Below are 18,093 nucleotides of genomic sequence, written 5' to 3'. Positions count from 1 at the left end.
GCGAGACTGGCGGCATGCCCATCCTCAACAAGGACATGCAGGTCTGCATGTCGCTGGCAGCCCGACCGAGCAACATCGGCACCCGGTTCCACAACTTCCTGTACGACGAGCTCGGGTTGAACTTCCTGTACAAGGCGTTCACGACGACCGACCTGCCGGGCGCCGTCGCGGGCATCCGGGCGCTGGGGATCCGCGGCTGCTCGGTCTCGATGCCGTTCAAGGAGGCGATCATCCCCCTCGTCGACAGGCTCGAGGAGTCCGCCGCCGCCATCCGGTCGGTGAACACGGTGGTGAACGACGACGGCGTGCTGACGGCGTCCAACACCGACTACGAGGCCGTGTCGTCCCTCCTCGCGAGCCACGGCGTCGACCCGACGTCCCGCGTGCTGCTGCGCGGTTCCGGCGGCATGGCCAAGGCCGTCACGGCGGCGTTCCGCGGTGCCGGCTTCGAGCACCTCACGGTCGTCGCGCGGAACACCGCCACCGGTCCGGACCTGGCGGAGCAGTACGGGTACGAGTGGGTCCCGGAGGTGTCCGCCGCCGGCGACGCCGACGTCCTCGTGAACGTCACGCCGCTCGGCATGCGCGGCGACCAGCAGGACGTGCTCGCGTTCGAGGACGACCGGATCGACGCGGCGCACACCGTCTTCGACGTGGTCGCGTTCCCGTCGGAGACTCCGCTCGTCCGCGCGGGACGAGCTGCCGACAAGCACGTCGTCGCGGGCGCGGAGGTCATCGCGCTCCAGGCCGCACGGCAGTTCGAGCGCTACACCGGCGTCGCCCTGACGGACGACCAAGTGCGCCGCGCGAGCGCGTTCAGCCGCGCCGAGTAGCGGCGTTCGCCGCGCCGGCCTGGAGGCCCGTGGCGGCGCCGCCACGGGCCTCCAGGCCGTCGGTCAGTCGCGCCCGGCGCGACCCGCGGCGACCCAGCCGAGCCGTCGCAGCGTCTCGCGGTTGCGTACCCAGATCGCCGGCTGCATCAGGAAGCCCGGCACCAGCGCCCCCGGACCGGCGACCGGGTCCTCGCGGATCGTCACCTTGCAGCCGTTCCGGTGCTCCTCGACGGTGAGCTCGACGCGCGCCTCCCCCAGCGGCCAGCCACGTGGCTGGATCGTCATGGCCTGCGGCGGGTCCCATCGCTGCACGGTCGTCGTGTCGTCGATCGTGATCGGCCAGACGCCGAACGAGTGGTGGATGCGGCTGCCGACGGCGGGCCACTCCGGGTCCTCGGCGCGCATCCGCGAGGCCCCCACCACCCAGGTCGTGTAGAGCCAGCCGTCGCGGAACACGTCGAAGACGGCCTCGGGAGGGCAGTGCAGGATGCGGACGTTCTTGGCCATGGTCAGTCCTCCGGTGCGAGATCGACGTCGGTCGGCAGACCGAACGTGTGGCGGAGGGCGCTCCTCGCCGCGTGCCACCCGGCCATGCCGTGCACGCCGGGGCCGGGGGCCGATGCCTCCGAGCACAGGTACATCCCGCCGCCCATCCGCCACGGGTCCGACGACACCACCGGCCGCTTCACGAGCTGCCAGAAGCTCGCCGCCCCCGCCGCGATGTCCCCGCCGTGGTAGTTCGGGTTGTAGGCCTGCATGTCGACCGCCGTCCGGCTCGCCGACTCGAGGACGACGTCGCGGAACCCCGGCGCGAAGCGTTCGATCTGCCGGGTGACGGCCTCGGTCTGGTCGACGTCCGAACCGGCGGGCACGTGCGCGTACGCCCAGAAGACGTGCTTCCCCTCGGGCGCGCGGCTCGGGTCGACCACCGTCGGCTCGGAGCCGAGCACGTACGGCCGTTCGGCGTGGCGGCCCCGGGCGACCTCGGCCTCGGCGGCGGCGATCTCGGCCCGGGTGCCGCCGATGTGCACGGTCCCGGCACGCCGGAGTTCCTCGTTCTGCCACGGCACCGGACCCGAGAGCGCGAAGTCGACCTTGGCGGCGGCGTTGCCGAACCGGAACCGCCGGAGGGCGCCGCGCCGCGGGGTCGGGATCTGTCGACCGGCGATCGCGAGCATGCCCGGGACGCTCGTGTCGAACAAGACCGCCTTGGCCGGCGTCAGGTCACCGAGGCTCCGGACCTCCCGACCGGTCTCGATCCGACCGCCGTGCGCCACGAGGTCGCCGGCGAGTGCGTCCACGATCGCCTGGCTCCCGCCGACCGGCACGGGCCACCCCCGAGCGTGTGCGTAGACGCCGAGGGACAGCGCCGCTGCCGCGGTCGAGAGCGACGGCATGTGCTGGATCGAGTGCGCGGCGACCCCGGAGACCATCGCCGGCGCGACGTCCTCACGGAAGCGGGCGTCCCAGGCCCGCGTGCCCTGCTCGAGCACGCGCAGGCCGAACCGGGCGACCGTGACCGGGTGGCGGGGCACGTGCAGGAGGGCGTCGTTGGCGAAGTCGGCGACCTGGTCGGCGTTCCGGACGAGCGGCGCCATGAGCTGGTGGAAGGCCGGACCGTCGACGCCGAGCGTGTCCGCCGTGCGGGCGAGGTCGCGGTGGGCGATGCCGGCGCGGCCACCGTCGAGCGGGTGGCCGTACTGCACGTCCGGGAGGCGGAGCTCGATGCGGTCCTCGAGCCCGAACGCGCGGAAGAACCGGGACTGCAGCGCCATCGGGTGCACGGCCGAGCAGACGTCGTGGCGGAATCCCGGCAGGGTGAGCTCGGCGGTCCGGGCGCCGCCGCCGATCGTGTCGTTCCGTTCGACGACCTCGACGCTGAGCCCGGCTCGTGCGAGGGTCACCGCGGCCGCGAGTCCGTTCGGTCCAGCTCCGACGACCACCGCATCCACCATGCCCCCGAGCCTAGGCAGGGCGGCGTGCGTGCGTGTCCAGGGCCCGCGTGCGGCCGGCGGCGGGCTGTGTCAGGCGCGCGCGGTGTCCGCGTCGGCCGGGTCCGAACCGTCGTCGGGGTCGTCGGCGTCGTCGGGCTCGTCAGCACCGGCGGGGGTCGAGCCGACGGGGTGCTCGGCGAGCAGCGCGGCGAAGTCCTCGTCGAGCATCTGCTGGAGACGTTCGTCGCGTCCGACCTCGTAGTCGTCCGCGGGACGCTGAGCCCATCCGAGCCGCCCCACCACGGTCGTCCCGATGTCGTCCCACGCCCGCGCCCGCGCCTGCAGCACGATGCCGTCGACGAAGCCCTGGTCGTCCCGTCGCCGGTCGAGCAGCGCAGCGAGCTGCTCGTACGTGGCCTCACGCGTGCGGAGCTTGAGGTCGTCGCCGCGGCGGTAGTCGTGCTGGTGCCGCGACCGGCCCTTCTGCTTGCTGGCGGTCGCCCGGATCTCCCGCATCCGCGCCGCGTCGCCCCGCTGCTCCTCGGCCATGCGGTGCAGCTCCTGTCGTGCGGCGTCGGCGATGAGCGCGTGGTCGAAGTAGCCCTGGTCGCGGAGCGCGTTCGTGATGATCCGGTTCGCCACCGCGACCACCACCGCTGCCTTGGCGATGAGGAACCCCTCGTCGACGGCCCGTTTCAGCTCGACCTGGCTCACGGGTCGGTCGCGCACGTCGTTCTTGCTGCGTCGTCCGAACATGGCCATGCTCCGACGATACCGGCGTCCGACGGCCGTCACCCGCGCGGTGGACCCGGGATCGGCTCCCGGACGGACGCGCGCGGCGGCGCGGGTGCGTACCGTCGAGGCCATGACCGCGCCAGCCACCGCACCCCGTACCGGCCTCGGGACGGCCTCGCTCGTCCTGGGGATCTGCTCGCTGCTCGCCGGGTGGACGTTCTTCGCCCCGGTCGTCGGCCTGTGCCTCGGGATCGCGTCACGCAGCCGGGAGCCGATGGCACGCGGACGTGCCGGCTGGGGCATCCTGCTCAACCTCGTCGCACTCGCGGTGTGGATCCTCCTCGTCGCGCTCCTCGTCGCCGGCGGGGTCTTCGCGGTGTGGCAGGGGGCGACGTCCGGCCGCTGACGTCGCACCGCGAGCGCCGCGCGCTCCGCACCGAGGCGCGACGGGAGCTGCCTGGGCCGCCCGGCCCGGCTCAGAGCACGAGGCCGTACACCGCCACGTCCACCCGCCGGGGCCCGAGGGGCATGGCGCTCCGGAGCGTCCCCTCGTGCACGAACCCGAGCAGCTCCGCCAGACCGCGGCTGCGCGCGTTGTCCACCGCCGTGCGGATCTCGACCCGTGCGCACCCCCGTGCCCGCGCCACCCCGATGAGCACGGTGGCCGCACGGCGGACGACACCCCGTCCCTCCAGGCCGGCGTCGATCCAGTACCCGAGCGACGCCTGCCCCAGGTACGGGTCGAAGGCGAGCGAGGCGGCGCCGACCACGCGGTCGTCCGCGCGGATCACGCACGGCAGCGACCGGTCCATCGCGTACTGCCCGAGCAGGTGCTCGGTGTGCATGGCGATGGTCTCCACCGTCTGCTGCTGCCACGCCCACGGCTCCGCGGCCCGGAGCCGCGCGCTGTTGGCGACGACGAGGGCGTGCAGCGGCTCGACGGTGGTCAGGTCACGCAGTGTCAGCGTGTACCCGTCACCGAGGTCCCGTCCGAAGGCCGCCACGTACCCGACCATATGCACCCGACCGCCACGGCGTCCGGGACCGCAGCGGGAGCCGCGTCACTCGTAGCGCAGGGCCTCGATCGGGTTCTGCCGCGCGGCGCGTCTGGCGGGCAGGGTGCCGGCGAGGAACGCGATCGCCATGACCACCAGGATGATCGTGATGACCGACGACGGAGCGAACTGCAGGATCTGCAGGCCCGGGAGATCCTTCAGCACGGTGCCGGCGAGCAGGTTCGAGATCCCGGTGCCCAGCAGGATCGCCACGCCCGCCCCGATCGCGCTGCCGAGGAACCCGATGAACACGGCTTCGAGCGAGAACAGCGTGTAGACCTTGCCGCCGCCCATGCCCATCGCCTTCATCAGGCCGATCTCGCGGGTCCGTTCCTGCACGCTCATGAGCAGGGTGTTGATGATGCCGAACCCTGCGGCGACGAGCGCGATCACCGCGAACGCGTTGAGGACGCCGACGATGCCGTTGATGACCGTCTGGAACTGCCCGAGCTGGTCCTGGATCGTCTGCCCCGTGTAACCGTCCTTCGCCAGGGCCCGCTTGACGTCGGTGGTGGACGCCCCCGAGTCGAGCGTCGCCGTGGCACTGGCGTAGGACGTGGCGATCGTCGACGGCTTGCCGGTCTCCTGCACGGCCTGGAGTGCGTCGGTCAGGGCGGTGTTCGCTCCCGCGGTGCTGCCGAACAGCGACTCGTTCTGCACGCCGACCACCGTCGCGGTCACGGTGTGCTCCTTGCCGAGGTAGTCGTCGATGCCGATCGTGAGCTCCTTGCCGACCGCGGCCCGCGCCGAGCCGAGTCCGAGGGCGTCGAGGTCGTTCGTCGGCAGGAGCAGCTGGTTCGGGGCGTCCGAGCCGTCGTCGAGCTGCTCTCCCGACGCCAGGTCGGCCGTGACCTGCCCGGCGTCGGCGGTGACGGACACCACGTACTTGCCGTGGTCGTCGTACTCGACCCACTTCGGTGCGAGCGCGACCGCGGGTCGGACGCTCCGGATGCCGTCGATCCCCGTGATGGTGTCGACGTCCGACTGCGAGAGGTAGGCGAAGGACGCCGGACCCCGGTCGACGCTCTGGCTCGACTCCTCCGGGTCGTACTTCGCGGGGCCGCCGTCGGTGGTCGTCTGCACGGCCTTCGTCACCGTGAGCGTGCCGGTGTCGCCGATCGAGGCGACTTGGGCGTCGATGTAGTTGCCGACGCCCGTGCCGATCGCCGAGGTCAGCGTGATGGTGAAGGCCCCGATGAAGATCGCGATCACCGTGAGGGTGGTGCGGAGCTTGGAGCGGAAGGTGTTGGCGACCGCGGTGCGCAGGAGGTCGAGGAAGTTCATGCGGAGTGCCTCCCGTGGTGGGACCCGGTGGAGTCCGTGGCCGTCGGACCGGGGACGACGAGGCCGTCCCGGACGTGGACGCTGCGGTCGCACCGCGCGGCCAGTTCGTCGTCGTGCGTGACGACGACGAGCGTGATGCCCCGCTCGCGCTGCAGACCGAAGAGCATGTCCTCGACGACCTGTCCGGTCGCCGAGTCGAGGTTGCCCGTCGGCTCGTCGGCGAAGATGACGCTCGGCTCCCCCACCAGCGCACGCGCGATCACGACCCGCTGCTTCTGCCCGCCCGACAGGTCGTTCGCGTCGCTCTTCGCCTTGTCCGCCAAGCCGAGCGCCTCGAGCGCCGCCATCCCCCGACGCTTGCGCTCGGCACCCGTGACGCCGGCGATCTTCAGCGGCAGGACGACGTTCTCGAGCACGGACGTCTTCGGCGTCAGGAAGAACTGCTGGAACACGAACCCGAACGTGCTGTTGCGGGTGCGGTTGACCTGCCGGGCGCCGAGCGTCGACGCGTCGGTCCCGTCGAGCAGGAGCTGCCCGGAGCTGGGCTTGTCGAGGAGCGCGAGCAGGTGCATGAGCGTCGACTTGCCGGAGCCCGACTTGCCGACGATCGCGAGGCTCTCGCCGCGCTGGACGGTGAGGGACACGCCCTTCAGCGCGTCGAACCGCGTGTCACCGCGGCCGTAGGTCCTGGTGAGGCCGCGGGCCTCGAGCACCGGGGTGGTCATGCGGCGAGGATATCGCACATCGCATGCCGTCCAGCTGGGCTGTGGAGAACGGCAGGAGCACCGGACGGGAGGCGCGGTGCCAGCTGGCACCGTGCCTCCCGTCCGGCCTGGGCGCGCGTCGCGCGCGTCAGCCCTTCGTGATGAAGCCCTCCTTGACCATCCAGTCGAACGCGACGTCCGCGGGCTCCCGGCCCTCGACGTCCACCTGGCGGTTCAGCTCCTGCAGCGTCGCGTCCGTGAGCTCCGGCGAGATCTGGTCGTAGACGTCCTCGAGCTGCGGGTACTCCTCGAGCGTCGCCGTGCTGAGGACGGGCGCGACGTTGTACGCCGGGAAGAAGCCCTTGTCGTCCTCGAGGACCTCGAGGCCGAGCGACTTGATGCGGCCGTCCGTGGTGAACACCTCGCCGAAGTTGCACTTGCCCCGGTCGGTCGCCGTGTAGACGGTCCCGGTGTCGAGGATGTCGACGTTGCCGCTCGGGATCGAGTTCGCGCCGGAGCCGCCGATCTGCAGCCCGTACTTCGCGAGCATCGGCTTGAAGCCGTCGGAGCGGGAGTTGAACTCCGACTCGACGCAGAACGTGCGCTCGTCCGTCGGCAGGTCGGCGATCTGGGACAGCTTCGTGATGCCGCCGAGGTCCTGCACCGCCTCCTTCCGCACCGCGAACGCGTAGGTGTTGTTCATCGGCGCCGGCGGCAGCCAGGTCAGCCCGTTCTGCAGGTCCTCCTCGCGGACGGCCTGGTACTGCTCCTGCTTGTCCGGGATCCCCTGCTTGTGGCCCATGTAGGTCAGCCAGGCTGTGCCGGTGTACTCGTAGGTCATGTCCGCCTGGTGGCTCGTCATGAGCTGGCGGACCGCGACGCTGCCGGGCACGTTCGTCTCGTCGGTGACGTCGAACCCGGCGGCCTTCGCGGCCAGGACGGCGATCTTGCCGAGGACGAGCTGCTCCGTGAAGTTCTTCGCCGTCACGGTGATGTGCGCACCCTCGGGCAGGTCGTCGATCCGCTTGATGGAACCGGGCTCGGCGGCCGGCACGAACGAGGTCGCGGGCTGCAGGCCGCACCCGGTGAGGGCGAGGGCGGTGGCCCCGGCGAGGACCGCCGCGGCGAACGTTCGGCGCTTCATCGGAGCCCCTTCGGTCGGGCGACGGTCTCGACCACACGGCCGAGCCAGTCGATGGACAGTGCGAGCAGGGCGATCAGGAGCGCTCCGGACACCAGCACCTTCGGCAGGAACAGGTTGACGCCCGTTGTGATGAGCAGCCCGAGGCCGCCGGCGCCGATGAACGTGGCCAGCGCGGCCGACCCGACGAGCAGCACCAGCGCGGTGCGGATGCCGGCGAGCATGACCGGGACGGCGAGGGGGAGCTCGACGCGGAACAGGACCGCACCCGCGCTCATGCCCATGCCCCGCCCGGCCTCGACGAGCCGCTGGTCGACGCTCTCGATGCCGATGATGGTGTTCCGGAGCACCGGCAGGATCGCGTACAGGACGAGTGCGACGACGGCGGCCCAGAAGTTGAAGCCGAGCCACGCGGCGAGGAGCACCACGAGACCGACCGCGGGCGCGGCCTGCCCGAAGTTCGCGACCGCGAGGATCGCCGTGCTCGCCCGTCGGAACGGTCCGCGCGTCAGTGCGACGCCGAGCGGTATCCCGATCAGGAGCACGATGACCGTCGACGCGAGGGTGAGCAGCAGGTGCTGGCCGGTCAGGGCGAGGATGTCCCCCGGGTTGAGCGTGTTCGCTTCGGTCGGCGTGAGCGACGCGGTGTTCAGCCACACCGCGAACGCGGCGAGGACGACGAGGATGGCGGCGGGTTGGACGACGAGCGGGACCCACGTGCGCCGGCTGGACCGGGCCGTGCCGCTCGCGACGACGTCAGCCATCAGTGCGCTCCTCGACGGTCGCCGGGTCGGACGGCAGGGTCTCGATCGGGTTCGTGTTCGTCCCGACGGGCGTGTAGGCCTGGTCCTCGGCGGCGGCGGCACGCGACTTGGTGATGGCGTCCATGACCGTCTCGACGGTGATGACCCCGCGGAACGCGTCGCGGCGCCCGGTGACGAGGGCGGCACCGGCGCTCGAGACGAGCATGGTGTCGAGCGCGTCGTTGAGGGTCGCGGCCTCGCCCACGACGGGCAGGTCGGGGTCGATGCCGTCCGGGATGCGGTCCAGGCGCTCGAGCTGCCGACGGTTCGGCCACCCGATCGGCCGCTGGCGCGCGTCGACGACCACGGCGTGCCCGTGCCCACCGGCCTCCTGCATCCGCTGCAGCACGGCCTTCGCTTCCTCGCCCGGTGAGCAGGTGACGGCCGACTCGACCTCGACGTCGCGGACCCGGTTCAGCGTCAGCTGCTTGAGCCCCGCTCCGGAGCCGATGAAGTTCTCGACGAACTCGTTGGCCGGTTCCGCGAGGATGCGCTCCGGGGTGTCGTACTGGACGATGTGGGCGCCCTCGGAGAACACCACGATCCAGTCGCCGAGCTTGACGGCCTCGTCGAAGTCGTGCGTGACGATGACGATGGTCTTGTGCAGCTCCTCCTGGATGCGGAGGAGCTCGTCCTGGAGCCGCTGGCGGGTGATCGGGTCGACGGCGCCGAACGGCTCGTCCATCAGGAGCACGGGCGGGTCGGCCGCCAGGGCCCGGGCGACGCCGACGCGCTGCTGCTGGCCGCCCGAGAGCTCGCGGGGGAAGCGGTCGCGGTAGGTGTCGGGGTCGAGCGAGACCAGGTCGAGCAGTTCGTCGACGCGCGCCGCGATCTTCTCCTTGGACCAGCCGAGCATCTTCGGCACGATCGCGATGTTCGCCGCGACCGTCATGTGCGGGAACAGCCCGCCCGCCTGGATGACGTAGCCCATGCGACGGCGGAGTTCGTCGCCGTCGATCTTCGTCACGTCGTCGTCGCCGACGACGATGCGCCCGTCGGTCGGCTCGATGAGGCGGTTGATCATCTTCAGCGTCGTGGTCTTGCCGCAGCCCGAGGGGCCGACGAGCATGACGACCTTGCCGGCCGGGATCTCGAGCGTGATGCCGTCCACCGCGGGCTTCGACTGCCCGGGGTACCGCTTGGTGACCTCGTCGAGCAGGATGCCGCGACCGGTGACGGACGCGTCGGGCGCCGTGGTGGTGCCGTCGGTGCTGGCTCGTTCAGTGCTGGTTCGTTCAGTGCTGGACACGGATACCTCGCGAGATGGTCAGGCGGCCGAGGCCGAGGAGCAGGAGGTCGAGGACGAGGGCGAGGAGGACCACGCCGACCGTCCCGACGACCACGGAGTTGAGGGCGTTCGCGCCGCCGAGGCGGGACAGGCCCGAGAAGATGAACCCGCCGAGCCCCGGTCCGAGGGCGTAGGCGGCCACCGCGGCGACGCCCATCACCATCTGCGCCGACACCCGCACGCCGGTGAGGATGATCGGCCACGCCATCGGCAGCTCGACCTGCACGAGCGTGCGGAACCGGCTCATGCCGATGCCCCGCGCCGACTCGACGACGGTGTCGGGGATCTCACCGAGTCCGACGACGGCGTTGCGGAGGATCGGCAGGGCGGCGAAGAAGGTGACGGTGACGACGCTCGGCACGACGCCGAAGCCGAGCGGGACGAGCAGCAGACCGATCACGGCGAAGGACGGCAGGGTCAGCCCGACCGTCGACACCTCGTTCGCGATGCTGCGGAGGGCGGGGATGCGGTAGACGAGTGCGGCGAGCACCACGGCGATGACCGTGGCGAGGACGACGCACTGGACCACCAGCGAGAAGTGCTGCCACGACGAGAACCAGATCTGGTCCCATCGCTCCGCGACGTACTGGAACACGCGTGGGCGCTCCTTCCTGGTCGGTCGAAGTGCCCACAGATCGGGGCACGAACGCGGACCAAGCTACGCAGCACAGCGCTTCTTGTACATCTGCAAATGTTCGGATCGACGGGCGAGACCCTGGCAGGCGCGATGGAAACACCAGGTCAGGGCAGGGGTGCCGTGCCCTCCCTGGGAGAACGGTAACGATGCCGGGCGGACGTCGGCTACACGCGCAGGTCGCGGAGCCCCGCCTGCTCGGCGACGGCGACGAGGTGCTCCCGCCACGCGACCCAGTCCGCGGCGCTCTTGTCGGCGAGGTTGCCGTCCCCGTCGCCGGCGGTCCCGTCGAGCATCTCGCGGACGATGTCGGCGTGCCCGGCGTGCCGTGCGACCTCGAACCCCAGGTGCACGAGGACCTGCTGGAGCGTGACCTCGCGGCGGTCCTCCGGCCACCACGGCACGGTGCCGTGTGCGTCGAGGTCGAGCGCCGCGACCGTGGCGTCGGCGTGCTCGGCGCTCCGGTGGTGGAAGGCGATGACGTCGGCCATGGTCTCGTCGGGCGTCGCGTACATGTCGTCGCCCTCCCACGACTCCAGCCACGCCGGGGCGTCGGGCAGCGGACGACCGAACACCTCGCCGAGGTAGCCCGCCTGGACGCCGGCGACGTGCTTGACGAGCCCGAGCAGGTTGGTGCCGGTCGGGGTGAGCGGCCAGCGCGCCTGCCGTTCCGCGAGCCCGTCGACCTTCGCGAGCAGGGCGGCGCGGTGCTTCCTGAGGTAGCGGTGCAGGGTCTCCTTCTCGGACCCGGTCACCGGTCGCTCGGTGACGGCCGTCCCCGGGGCCGCGGGGCGGACCTCGGGGACGACGTCGTCGGGGATCTCGTCGCTCATGTCCTCGAGCGTGCCAGCGTCCGCTCCTGCACGCGTGCCGACTCCTGCACGGCGACGCGCTCGGCGGTGAGCAGGAGGCCGGCGACCTCGTCGGACGAGCGCGAGACGTGGTCGTTCCAGCTCGTGAGGTCCCGCACACGGGCCATGCGGACGTCCGGCGCGGGGCACCAGAGCACCGGCCGGCCCTCCTCGACCGCGAGGGCGTGCCAGACGATGTCCAGGGCACGCTGCACCCGCTGCGAGTGGACCGCGGCTGGACCGCCGGCGGCGTACACGACCGACCCCACGAGGCAGGCGCCCACGAGCGGGCGGCCCTGCACACCGACGGCGGCCGCGCTCGAGGCCTTGCGCACCCGCCCGTGGACGTCGAGGTAGGCGAACCAGGCGTGCTGGATCCACCCGCGCTCGATCACCGCGCGCGCGTCGGAGAGCAGCTGCCCGAGGTCGTGGAGCTCCGCGAGCTGCTCCTCGACGCGCCGGGCGCGGACGACCGCTCGGTGCGCGCGCCAGCGGTCGAGGAGGCCGGGGAGGCCCGGGCGTCGGTTCGGACTGGGGACGGGGGAGGCGTCGGTGGCGACGTCGTGCTGGACGCGGAACTCGAGGGTCATCGTGGCCCCTCCGATCTCTACGAGCACGGATGTGTGGGAGCACCATAACGCCGGTCGACGCTCCGCAACAGCCCTCAGTCATCGAGCACGGCGTCGATCGCCCGGCGCCCCACGGCACGGAAGACGGCATCGGACGTCTGGTGCAGCGCCGATCCGATGGACACCGCCCACCCTCGGGCCCTGCCCCAGGTCGCGTCGTCCGCCGTCACCGTCGTCCGGAAGACGCGCCGCGCCTCCCGGTCGAGCGTCAACCAGGCGGTCGCGAGGTCGACGGCCCGGTCCCCGGCGGTCACGTCGCCGAAGTCGACGACCGCCGACAGGCGGTCGCCGTCGGGGTGGGACTCGACGAGCAGGTTGAACGGTGCAGGTCGCCGTGCACCCAGACGGGAGGCCCGGCGGACGCCGGCAGGGACGCTGCGGCCCGCCAGAGCGCCGCCAGTTCCGGTGCACGTGGCACGTCGGACGTGGCGAGCCGGTCGAGGACGGCCGCGCTGCGCTCGGCGAGCGGCACCGCCCGGACCGGGTTGTGCGGCGCGTCCGCCGGGGCCGGCACGTGCAGACGCTCGAGGAACGCGGCGAGCGCGGTGGCGACGTGCACCCCGCCCGCGCGCTCGCCGGCCGGGTGACCCGGCAGCCAGCGGACGATGCTCCAGGACCACGGGTAGCCCGCACCCGGCACGCCGGTCCGGACCGGGTCGGGGACCGGGACGATCGGCGCGACCCGCCGGGCGATCCCGGGCAGCCAGCGCTGCTCGTGCTCGATGAGCGCGGCGGCGGCGGCGCGACGGGGGAGTCGGACGGCCAGCAGGTCCCCGAGCCGGACGACCACGTTGTCCCAGCCGTGCGCCGCGACGGCGAGGGGCAGCCCGGCGAGGTCGGGGTGCTGCTCGCGGAGCAGGGCACGGACGAGGGGGACGTCGACGTGCACCTCGGCAGCGGGGGTGGGCACGGACGACAGGCTAACGGCCGCACTCCGGAGCCGGTCGGACCGGCCCGCGAACGGGGGCGAGGTTCAGAACCGACTACTTGGTATCCTCATAGGAGCGGTGACGTGGGTGTCCCTGGGGGGACCCACGTCACGCGACGTGGGGGGCGGGGGACCCACGTCGTGCACCGCTGGCGGGTCAGTCGTCCCACGGGCGGTCGAGGATCGACGTGATCCGGGGGACCTCCGGACGGAGCCGGTCCGTCACGAGCGCCGCGAGCAGCACGGTCCACAGCTCGCGCAGCCGGTCGTGCAGGTCGGCGCGGTCGCTCAGCACCGACGACACGGTGTGCACGCCCGTGAACGCGGCGTTGACGACCCGGGCGACGGACTCCGGGTCCCAGCGGGGGTCGACCTCGCCCGCGTCGACGGCCTGCTGGACGAGCCCCGTGACCAGACGCAGCCAGTCCCCGTAGGGGTCGCGCCGCTCGACGCCGGTCGCGGCCGGGTCGGTGGACAGACGGATGCCCGCGCTCACGACGACCTCGCTCGTCATCTGGACCGCGAGGGCCCGGGTGAGCCACACCACGGACTCGAGGGGCGAGTCGGACCGGGCGACGGCGGCGTCCCCGTAGGCGCGCGCCACCTCGTGCTGGCGGACGATCACGGCCCCGGCCAGGTCGGCCTTCGAGGCGAAGTGGAAGTAGAGCGCGCCCTTGGTCACGCCCGCCCGCTCGGCCACGCCGTCCATCGACGCGCCGACGTAGCCGCGTTCGTCGAACTCGTGCGCCGCGGCCTCGACGATCGCCGCGCGGGTCGCGACCGCCCGGGGCTGCCGTGCGCGGGTGTCCCGCGGCTTCGGTTGCTGCACCATGCGTCCTCTGCCTCCGGTGTCTGCGCAGTCGATCGTAGTGGCTGCGCCCGAGCCGTCCGGACCGCGGTTGCACAGGCCGTGGTCGGCCGACGTCCAGCGCGCGTGCCCTACGGTCGTCGACATGCGCACGTGGACGAACCCGGGGGTGCTGGCCCGTGCGGGTCGGTGGCTGCTGCTGCCCGTCGCCGTGCTCGACTGGGTGGCCCTGGCCCCGCAGGTCGTCGTCGTCACGGCGTTCCTCATCGCCGTGGTCGGGCTCGCGGCGATGGGCGCGGCCCTCGTCGTCCGCATGCTCCGCCGCTCGCGGGGCGCGATGGCTGCGCTCGGCGTCGTCCTGATGCTCGGCGGACTCGTCGTCTTCGGTCTCGACCCGTTCCCGAGCGCCCTCCCGCTCATCGACCCGTGGTGGCCGGAGGCGATCACGCAGCCACAGGTGGTCGGCAGCGCCTACTGGAAGCTCCTCGGCCTCGGGGTGGAGCTCGCCGGGGTCGGCATGCTCGCGACGCTGCTCGTGGTGTCGCTCACCGCGAACCCCGTCCGCGACGCCGGTCCTCGGCGCTGACGGGTCCCCCGGGCTCCGACCCCGTCCGCACTGGCCACACCGTTCGCTCTGACCGCCCCGTTCAGCGCCGGGTCAGCGCGACGACCGTGACGTCGTGCGCCGGCTCGCCCGTCGGCAGCAGGGCACGCACCCCGTCGGGACCGTCCGACGCGGCGGCCCGGGCGAGGGTCTCGACGGCCACGCCCGCTCGGACGGCGCCGTCCGAGGCGAGCACCAGGACGTCACCGGTCGCGAGCGTCTGCTCCGTGACGGCCCGCGGAGCACCGGGGGCCGTCAGGCCGAGGGGCAGGCCACCGGAAGGGAGCACCTCCACGTCGCCGCCCGACCGGACGACGGCCGCCAGGCCGTGCCCGGCGTCGACGTACCCGACGCGACCCGATCCCGGGTCGACGCGGGCGTGGGTGAGCGTCACGACGGCCCCCGCCGCCGACAGGACGGGCGCGAGCTGCGCCTCCAGTGCGCCGACGGCCGCGTCGAGCGGCTCGTCCGTGCGCGCCGCGACCGCGCCGCGCACCGACGCCGCCACGATGGCCGAGGCGCCCCCGGCCGACGCGCTGCCGACCGTCAGGTGCAGCGAGCCGTCGCCGGCGGTCCGCCAGTCGGCGACGTCCCTGCCCTCGGGGCGGAGGGCGAGGATCGCGAGGTCGTGGCCCGCGACCGCGATCGGCTCCGGCACGAGCCCCTCGAGCACACGACGGACCCGTCGGCGGTCGACGACGTGCCCGAGCTCCCGCTCCGCCCACCGGGCGAGGTCCTGGAGCAGCGCCACGTCCTCCGGTCCGAAGTCACGCGGTCGGGCGTCCATCACGCAGAGCGTGCCGACCCGCGTTCCGTCCACCGTCGACAGCGGGGCGCCGGCGTAGAACCGGATGCCGTGCTCCGCCACCGCCGGTGTCAAGGCGAACCGCGGGTCGAGGGTCGTGTCCGGGATGACCATCGGGTCCGGCGTCAGCACCGTCGTCGCGCAGAACTGCTCGCTCGCGGGCACGCTCGACCCCTGCTGCCAGCCGAAGGTCGACTGCGTGGTGACGACCTCGTGGTGCACCAGGTTGAGGAAGGTCAGCGGCACGCCGAACGCCTCCTGGGTCATCCGGGTGATGCGGTCGAACCGCTCCTCCGGACCGCTCCCGAGGACGCCGAGGGCCTCCACGACGGCGGTCCGGCGTGCAGCGGGGTCGAGCTGTGCGGCGGGGTCGAGCTGGGTCACACGCCCTGTCTACCCGCACCCTCCGCCGTGAACCAGTCCCGCGGGTGAGGGTCGGCGGTCAGCTCGCGCCGCTCGGACACCGGGGCGGCCCACCGGGCAGCGTTCGCGAGGACCCGCTGCACGTCGGGGTGGTGGTAGACGGGGTACTCCTGGTCGCCCGGCGAGAAGTAGAACACCTTCCCGAGGCCGCGCCGGTACGCGACGCCGGACCGGAACACCTCGCCGCCGGAGAACGTCGAGAGGAAGACCTCCTCGTCGGGGCGCGGGATGTCGAAGAACTCGCCGTACATCTCCTGCTGGTCGATGACGATCGGGTGCGGGACGCCCTCGGCGATCGGGTGGTCGGGTGCGATCGTCCAGACGAGCTCGCGGTCCTGGCCGTCGTTGCGCCACTTGAGCGAGCACGTCGTGCCCATCAGGCGCTTGAACGGCTTCGAGTAGTGGCCGGAGTGCAGCACCACCAGGCCCATGCCGGCGTGCACCGCGTCGACGACACGGTCGACGACCGCGTCGGACACCTCGTCGTGGGCCGCGTGCCCCCACCAGAAGAGCACGTCGGTCCGCGCCAGGCGTTCGGCGGTCAGGCCGTGCTCGGGCTCCTGCAGCGTCGCGGTGGAGACGTCGGCGCCGGGCACGAGCTCCCGCAGCGCGGCGGCGATCACCGCGTGCATGCCGTCCGGGTAGTGCCCGATGACCGTGGCGTCGCCGCGGGACTCGTGCACGTTCTCGTTCCAGACGACGATCGTCGGTGCGTCCTTCGTCATGCCGTGACCTCCATCTCTCGACCGGCAGCAGCGGACGCGTAGATCGCGTCGACGACACGGCTGCGGTGCAGTGCGAACTCCCCGTGGTGCCCCTCGTGGGTCCCGGAGCGGATCGTGGCGAGGAACTCCTCGATGACCCGCTGGTGGTGCCCGGCCGGGACCCGGACGCCCGGGCGGGTGACGGTCGGGACGCCCTGCTCGTCGGAGTAGAGCGTGACCGTGCCCTCGGTGGCGTAGTCGCGGACGAACAGCCGTGCGCCGCCCGTCGAACCGAGGAGCTCGACCTCGATGTCCTCGACGTCCTTCGAGTAGCTCGCCCAGCTCGCCTGGAGCAGCAGGCTCGACCCGTCCTCGAACCGGAGCAGGGCGCTCGAGAAGTCCTCCACGTCGAAAGGCCGACCGGTCGCGGCGGACACCGGGTCGCGGTCGCTGCCGCCCCGGCCGGCGCTGCCGAGCTCGTTGTACGCCACGGCGCTCGCGGTCACGACGCGGGGTTCGCCGAGCAGGTGCAGGGCGATGTCGAGCACGTGCGAGCCGAGGTCGATGAGCGGCCCGCCGCCCGCGGTCTCCTTGTTCGCGAACCAACTGCGGATGCCGGGGATGCCCGCCCGACGGAGCCAGCTCGCGCGGGCGTGGTAGACGTGCCCGAGCGGACCGTTGCCCTCGGCGTCGCGCTGCGCGAGGTGGGCGCCGAGGAACTGCACGTCCGCGCGGCGACGGTGGTTGTAGGCGACCTCGAGCACGCGGTCGTTCCGCACGGCGGCGTCGACCATCTCCTGCGCCTGGTCGCCCGTCGTGGCGAGCGGCTTCTCGCAGAACGCGTGCTTGCCGGACTCGAGGGCCGCCACCGCGATCGGGTGGTGCAAGGCGTTCGGGACGCCGATCGAGACGACGTCGAGGTCGTCGCGCGCCACGAGGTCCTGCCAGTCCTCGTACCGGTGCTCGACGCCCCGGGAGTCGGCGAGTTCGTGGAGCCGGTCGGTCTCCTGCCCCGCGAGGGCGATGACCTCGACCCCGGGGAGCGCGGTGTAGGCGTCGAGGTGGGTGGTGCCGGCGAAGCCGAGCCCGATCACCCCGACGCGGAGGGTTGGTGTGCTGTTCGGTGTCGTCGTCGACATGCCGTCAACGCTAGCGGGAGTGCGGGTCGAATCGATACGACCGGCGGCGTGTCGGGTGTGGGTGTGGGGATGTCGGGTGTCGGGTGTCGGTGTCGGGGTTCTGTCGGGGACGGTGCGTCACCATGTCGGCATGACTTCGCGATCCCTGTTCCGTGCCGCCGCCGTGGCCGAACTCGTGACCTGGACGCTCCTGATCGCCGGGATGGTGCTGAAGTACGTCGTGCACGCCGGCGACTGGGGCGTGCGCATCGGCGGGAGCGTGCACGGCTTCGTGTTCCTGGCCTACCTCGTGGTCACGACGGTCGTCGCGGTGAACCAGCGGTGGTCGACCGGGGCGCTCGTGCTCGGCTGGGCGAGCGCGGTCGTGCCCTACGCGACGGTGCCGTTCGAGGTCGCCGTCGCTCGGCGCGGGATGCTCGATGGCGGGTGGCGTCGGTCGGGCGAGGGGCGCGTGGGCGTCCGGGACCGCCTGCTGTTCTTCGTGGTGCGGCGGCCGGTGCTCTCGGTCGCGATCGGTGTGGTCGCGATCGCGCTCGTGTTCTCCGGGCTGCTCGTGGTCGGCCCGCCGGTGCCGGCGCGCAGCTGACGGGCGCGGCGGGGGGGGCGCGCGGCACGGAGGGCCCGGCGCCGCGCCCTCGCGGTTCCACGACTCGCCGCTCATGTCCACCGAGGTTCCGTTCACGGCCACCTGCGAGCGCGAGATGCCGAAGATTCGGAACCTGGGGGATCGGGCGCGGGGGAGCGCGCGCGGGGTACCAACGCACCCCGGGACGGACGGGAGGCCCGGTGCC

At 72.6% G+C, this 18,093-nt stretch carries 20 protein-coding genes and 1 pseudogene; 4 read left to right on the top strand and 17 right to left on the bottom strand.

What is annotated here, in order from left to right:
• Positions 1 to 14: 14 nt before the first annotated feature.
• Positions 15 to 833, top strand: coding sequence for a shikimate 5-dehydrogenase (locus Csp2054_RS12665; protein WP_096899676.1), 819 nt, complete (start codon positions 15 to 17; stop codon positions 831 to 833).
• Between the two features lie 63 nt (positions 834 to 896).
• On the opposite strand, the gene Csp2054_RS12660 is transcribed toward Csp2054_RS12665, so the two are convergent.
• From Csp2054_RS12660 to Csp2054_RS12650, 3 genes are all read right to left on the bottom strand, one after another.
• Positions 897 to 1,340 (bottom strand): SRPBCC family protein, encoded by a 444-nt coding sequence (locus Csp2054_RS12660; RefSeq protein ID WP_096899675.1) that lies wholly within the window; start codon positions 1,338 to 1,340, stop codon positions 897 to 899.
• A 2-nt stretch (positions 1,341 to 1,342) separates the two neighbouring features.
• Positions 1,343 to 2,788: a phytoene desaturase family protein gene (locus Csp2054_RS12655; RefSeq protein ID WP_096899674.1), complete on the bottom strand. Its 1,446-nt coding sequence runs from the start codon at positions 2,786 to 2,788 to the stop codon at positions 1,343 to 1,345.
• A 69-nt stretch (positions 2,789 to 2,857) separates the two neighbouring features.
• Entirely contained in the window at positions 2,858 to 3,529 is a 672-nt protein-coding gene (locus Csp2054_RS12650) for a hypothetical protein (protein WP_096899673.1), read from the bottom strand.
• A gap of 103 nt (positions 3,530 to 3,632) precedes the next feature.
• Between Csp2054_RS12650 and Csp2054_RS12645 the strand changes: the two genes are divergently transcribed.
• Positions 3,633 to 3,908, top strand: a complete 276-nt coding sequence (locus Csp2054_RS12645; RefSeq protein WP_096899740.1) for a hypothetical protein — start codon at positions 3,633 to 3,635, stop codon at positions 3,906 to 3,908.
• 70 nt (positions 3,909 to 3,978) lie between these two features.
• Here the strand turns inward: Csp2054_RS12645 and Csp2054_RS12640 are convergent, their stop codons facing one another.
• The 11 genes and pseudogenes from Csp2054_RS12640 to Csp2054_RS18175 form a co-directional block, all read right to left on the bottom strand.
• Complete coding sequence (locus Csp2054_RS12640; RefSeq protein ID WP_176491691.1) at positions 3,979 to 4,506, bottom strand: GNAT family N-acetyltransferase; 528 nt, start codon at positions 4,504 to 4,506, stop codon at positions 3,979 to 3,981.
• A 57-nt stretch (positions 4,507 to 4,563) separates the two neighbouring features.
• Positions 4,564 to 5,841, bottom strand: a complete 1,278-nt coding sequence (locus tag Csp2054_RS12635; protein WP_096899671.1) for an ABC transporter permease — start codon at positions 5,839 to 5,841, stop codon at positions 4,564 to 4,566.
• A complete protein-coding gene (locus tag Csp2054_RS12630; RefSeq protein WP_096899670.1) occupies positions 5,838 to 6,566 on the bottom strand; it encodes an ABC transporter ATP-binding protein in 729 nt (242 codons plus the stop codon). Before Csp2054_RS12630 ends, Csp2054_RS12635 begins: the two co-directional genes overlap by 4 nt.
• Positions 6,567 to 6,693: 127 nt before the next feature.
• Positions 6,694 to 7,689, bottom strand: a complete 996-nt coding sequence (locus Csp2054_RS12625) for a glycine betaine ABC transporter substrate-binding protein (protein WP_096899669.1) — start codon at positions 7,687 to 7,689, stop codon at positions 6,694 to 6,696.
• Positions 7,686 to 8,450, bottom strand: a complete 765-nt coding sequence (locus Csp2054_RS12620) for an ABC transporter permease (RefSeq protein ID WP_096899668.1) — start codon at positions 8,448 to 8,450, stop codon at positions 7,686 to 7,688. The genes Csp2054_RS12625 and Csp2054_RS12620 overlap by 4 nt, the downstream gene beginning before the upstream one ends.
• The gene (locus tag Csp2054_RS12615; protein WP_411897155.1) at positions 8,443 to 9,738 is read right to left on the bottom strand and encodes an ABC transporter ATP-binding protein; all 1,296 of its coding nucleotides are present in this window, start codon (positions 9,736 to 9,738) and stop codon (positions 8,443 to 8,445) included. Before Csp2054_RS12615 ends, Csp2054_RS12620 begins: the two co-directional genes overlap by 8 nt.
• Entirely contained in the window at positions 9,725 to 10,372 is a 648-nt protein-coding gene (locus Csp2054_RS12610; protein ID WP_096899667.1) for an ABC transporter permease, read from the bottom strand. The genes Csp2054_RS12615 and Csp2054_RS12610 overlap by 14 nt, the downstream gene beginning before the upstream one ends.
• A gap of 206 nt (positions 10,373 to 10,578) precedes the next feature.
• Positions 10,579 to 11,244, bottom strand: coding sequence for a DinB family protein (locus Csp2054_RS12605; protein ID WP_096899666.1), 666 nt, complete (start codon positions 11,242 to 11,244; stop codon positions 10,579 to 10,581).
• The gene (locus tag Csp2054_RS12600; protein ID WP_096899665.1) at positions 11,241 to 11,852 is read right to left on the bottom strand and encodes a hypothetical protein; all 612 of its coding nucleotides are present in this window, start codon (positions 11,850 to 11,852) and stop codon (positions 11,241 to 11,243) included. The genes Csp2054_RS12605 and Csp2054_RS12600 overlap by 4 nt, the downstream gene beginning before the upstream one ends.
• A 74-nt stretch (positions 11,853 to 11,926) precedes the next feature.
• Positions 11,927 to 12,681, bottom strand: a pseudogene (locus tag Csp2054_RS12595) (aminoglycoside phosphotransferase family protein).
• A gap of 295 nt (positions 12,682 to 12,976) precedes the next feature.
• Positions 12,977 to 13,651, bottom strand: a complete 675-nt coding sequence (locus tag Csp2054_RS18175) for a ScbR family autoregulator-binding transcription factor (RefSeq protein ID WP_176491690.1) — start codon at positions 13,649 to 13,651, stop codon at positions 12,977 to 12,979.
• A 121-nt stretch (positions 13,652 to 13,772) separates the two neighbouring features.
• Here Csp2054_RS18175 and Csp2054_RS18170 point away from each other — a divergent pair, with 121 nt between their 5' ends.
• On the top strand, positions 13,773 to 14,213 hold the full coding sequence (locus tag Csp2054_RS18170; protein WP_176491689.1) for a hypothetical protein: 441 nt from the start codon (positions 13,773 to 13,775) through the stop codon (positions 14,211 to 14,213).
• A gap of 61 nt (positions 14,214 to 14,274) precedes the next feature.
• On the opposite strand, the gene Csp2054_RS12580 is transcribed toward Csp2054_RS18170, so the two are convergent.
• The 3 genes from Csp2054_RS12580 to Csp2054_RS12570 are packed head-to-tail and all read right to left on the bottom strand — an operon-like array spanning position 14,275 to position 17,302.
• Positions 14,275 to 15,420 carry a GAF domain-containing protein gene (locus tag Csp2054_RS12580; RefSeq protein WP_096899662.1) on the bottom strand — a complete coding sequence of 382 codons (1,146 nt, stop codon included), beginning with the start codon at positions 15,418 to 15,420 and terminating at the stop codon, positions 14,275 to 14,277.
• Complete coding sequence (locus Csp2054_RS12575) at positions 15,417 to 16,184, bottom strand: ThuA domain-containing protein (protein ID WP_096899661.1); 768 nt, start codon at positions 16,182 to 16,184, stop codon at positions 15,417 to 15,419. Before Csp2054_RS12575 ends, Csp2054_RS12580 begins: the two co-directional genes overlap by 4 nt.
• Positions 16,181 to 17,302 carry a Gfo/Idh/MocA family protein gene (locus Csp2054_RS12570; protein ID WP_096899660.1) on the bottom strand — a complete coding sequence of 374 codons (1,122 nt, stop codon included), beginning with the start codon at positions 17,300 to 17,302 and terminating at the stop codon, positions 16,181 to 16,183. Before Csp2054_RS12570 ends, Csp2054_RS12575 begins: the two co-directional genes overlap by 4 nt.
• 130 nt (positions 17,303 to 17,432) lie before the next feature.
• Here Csp2054_RS12570 and Csp2054_RS12565 point away from each other — a divergent pair, with 130 nt between their 5' ends.
• Positions 17,433 to 17,888, top strand: coding sequence for a DUF3817 domain-containing protein (locus tag Csp2054_RS12565; RefSeq protein WP_096899659.1), 456 nt, complete (start codon positions 17,433 to 17,435; stop codon positions 17,886 to 17,888).
• Positions 17,889 to 18,093: the final 205 nt, after the last annotated feature.

Origin of the sequence: Curtobacterium sp. 'Ferrero', from assembly GCF_002412165.1 — a bacterium.
Lineage (GTDB): Bacteria > Actinomycetota > Actinomycetes > Actinomycetales > Microbacteriaceae > Curtobacterium.
Note: the sequence above shows the minus strand (reverse complement) of the source record. Positions and strands in the feature narration are given on the sequence as shown.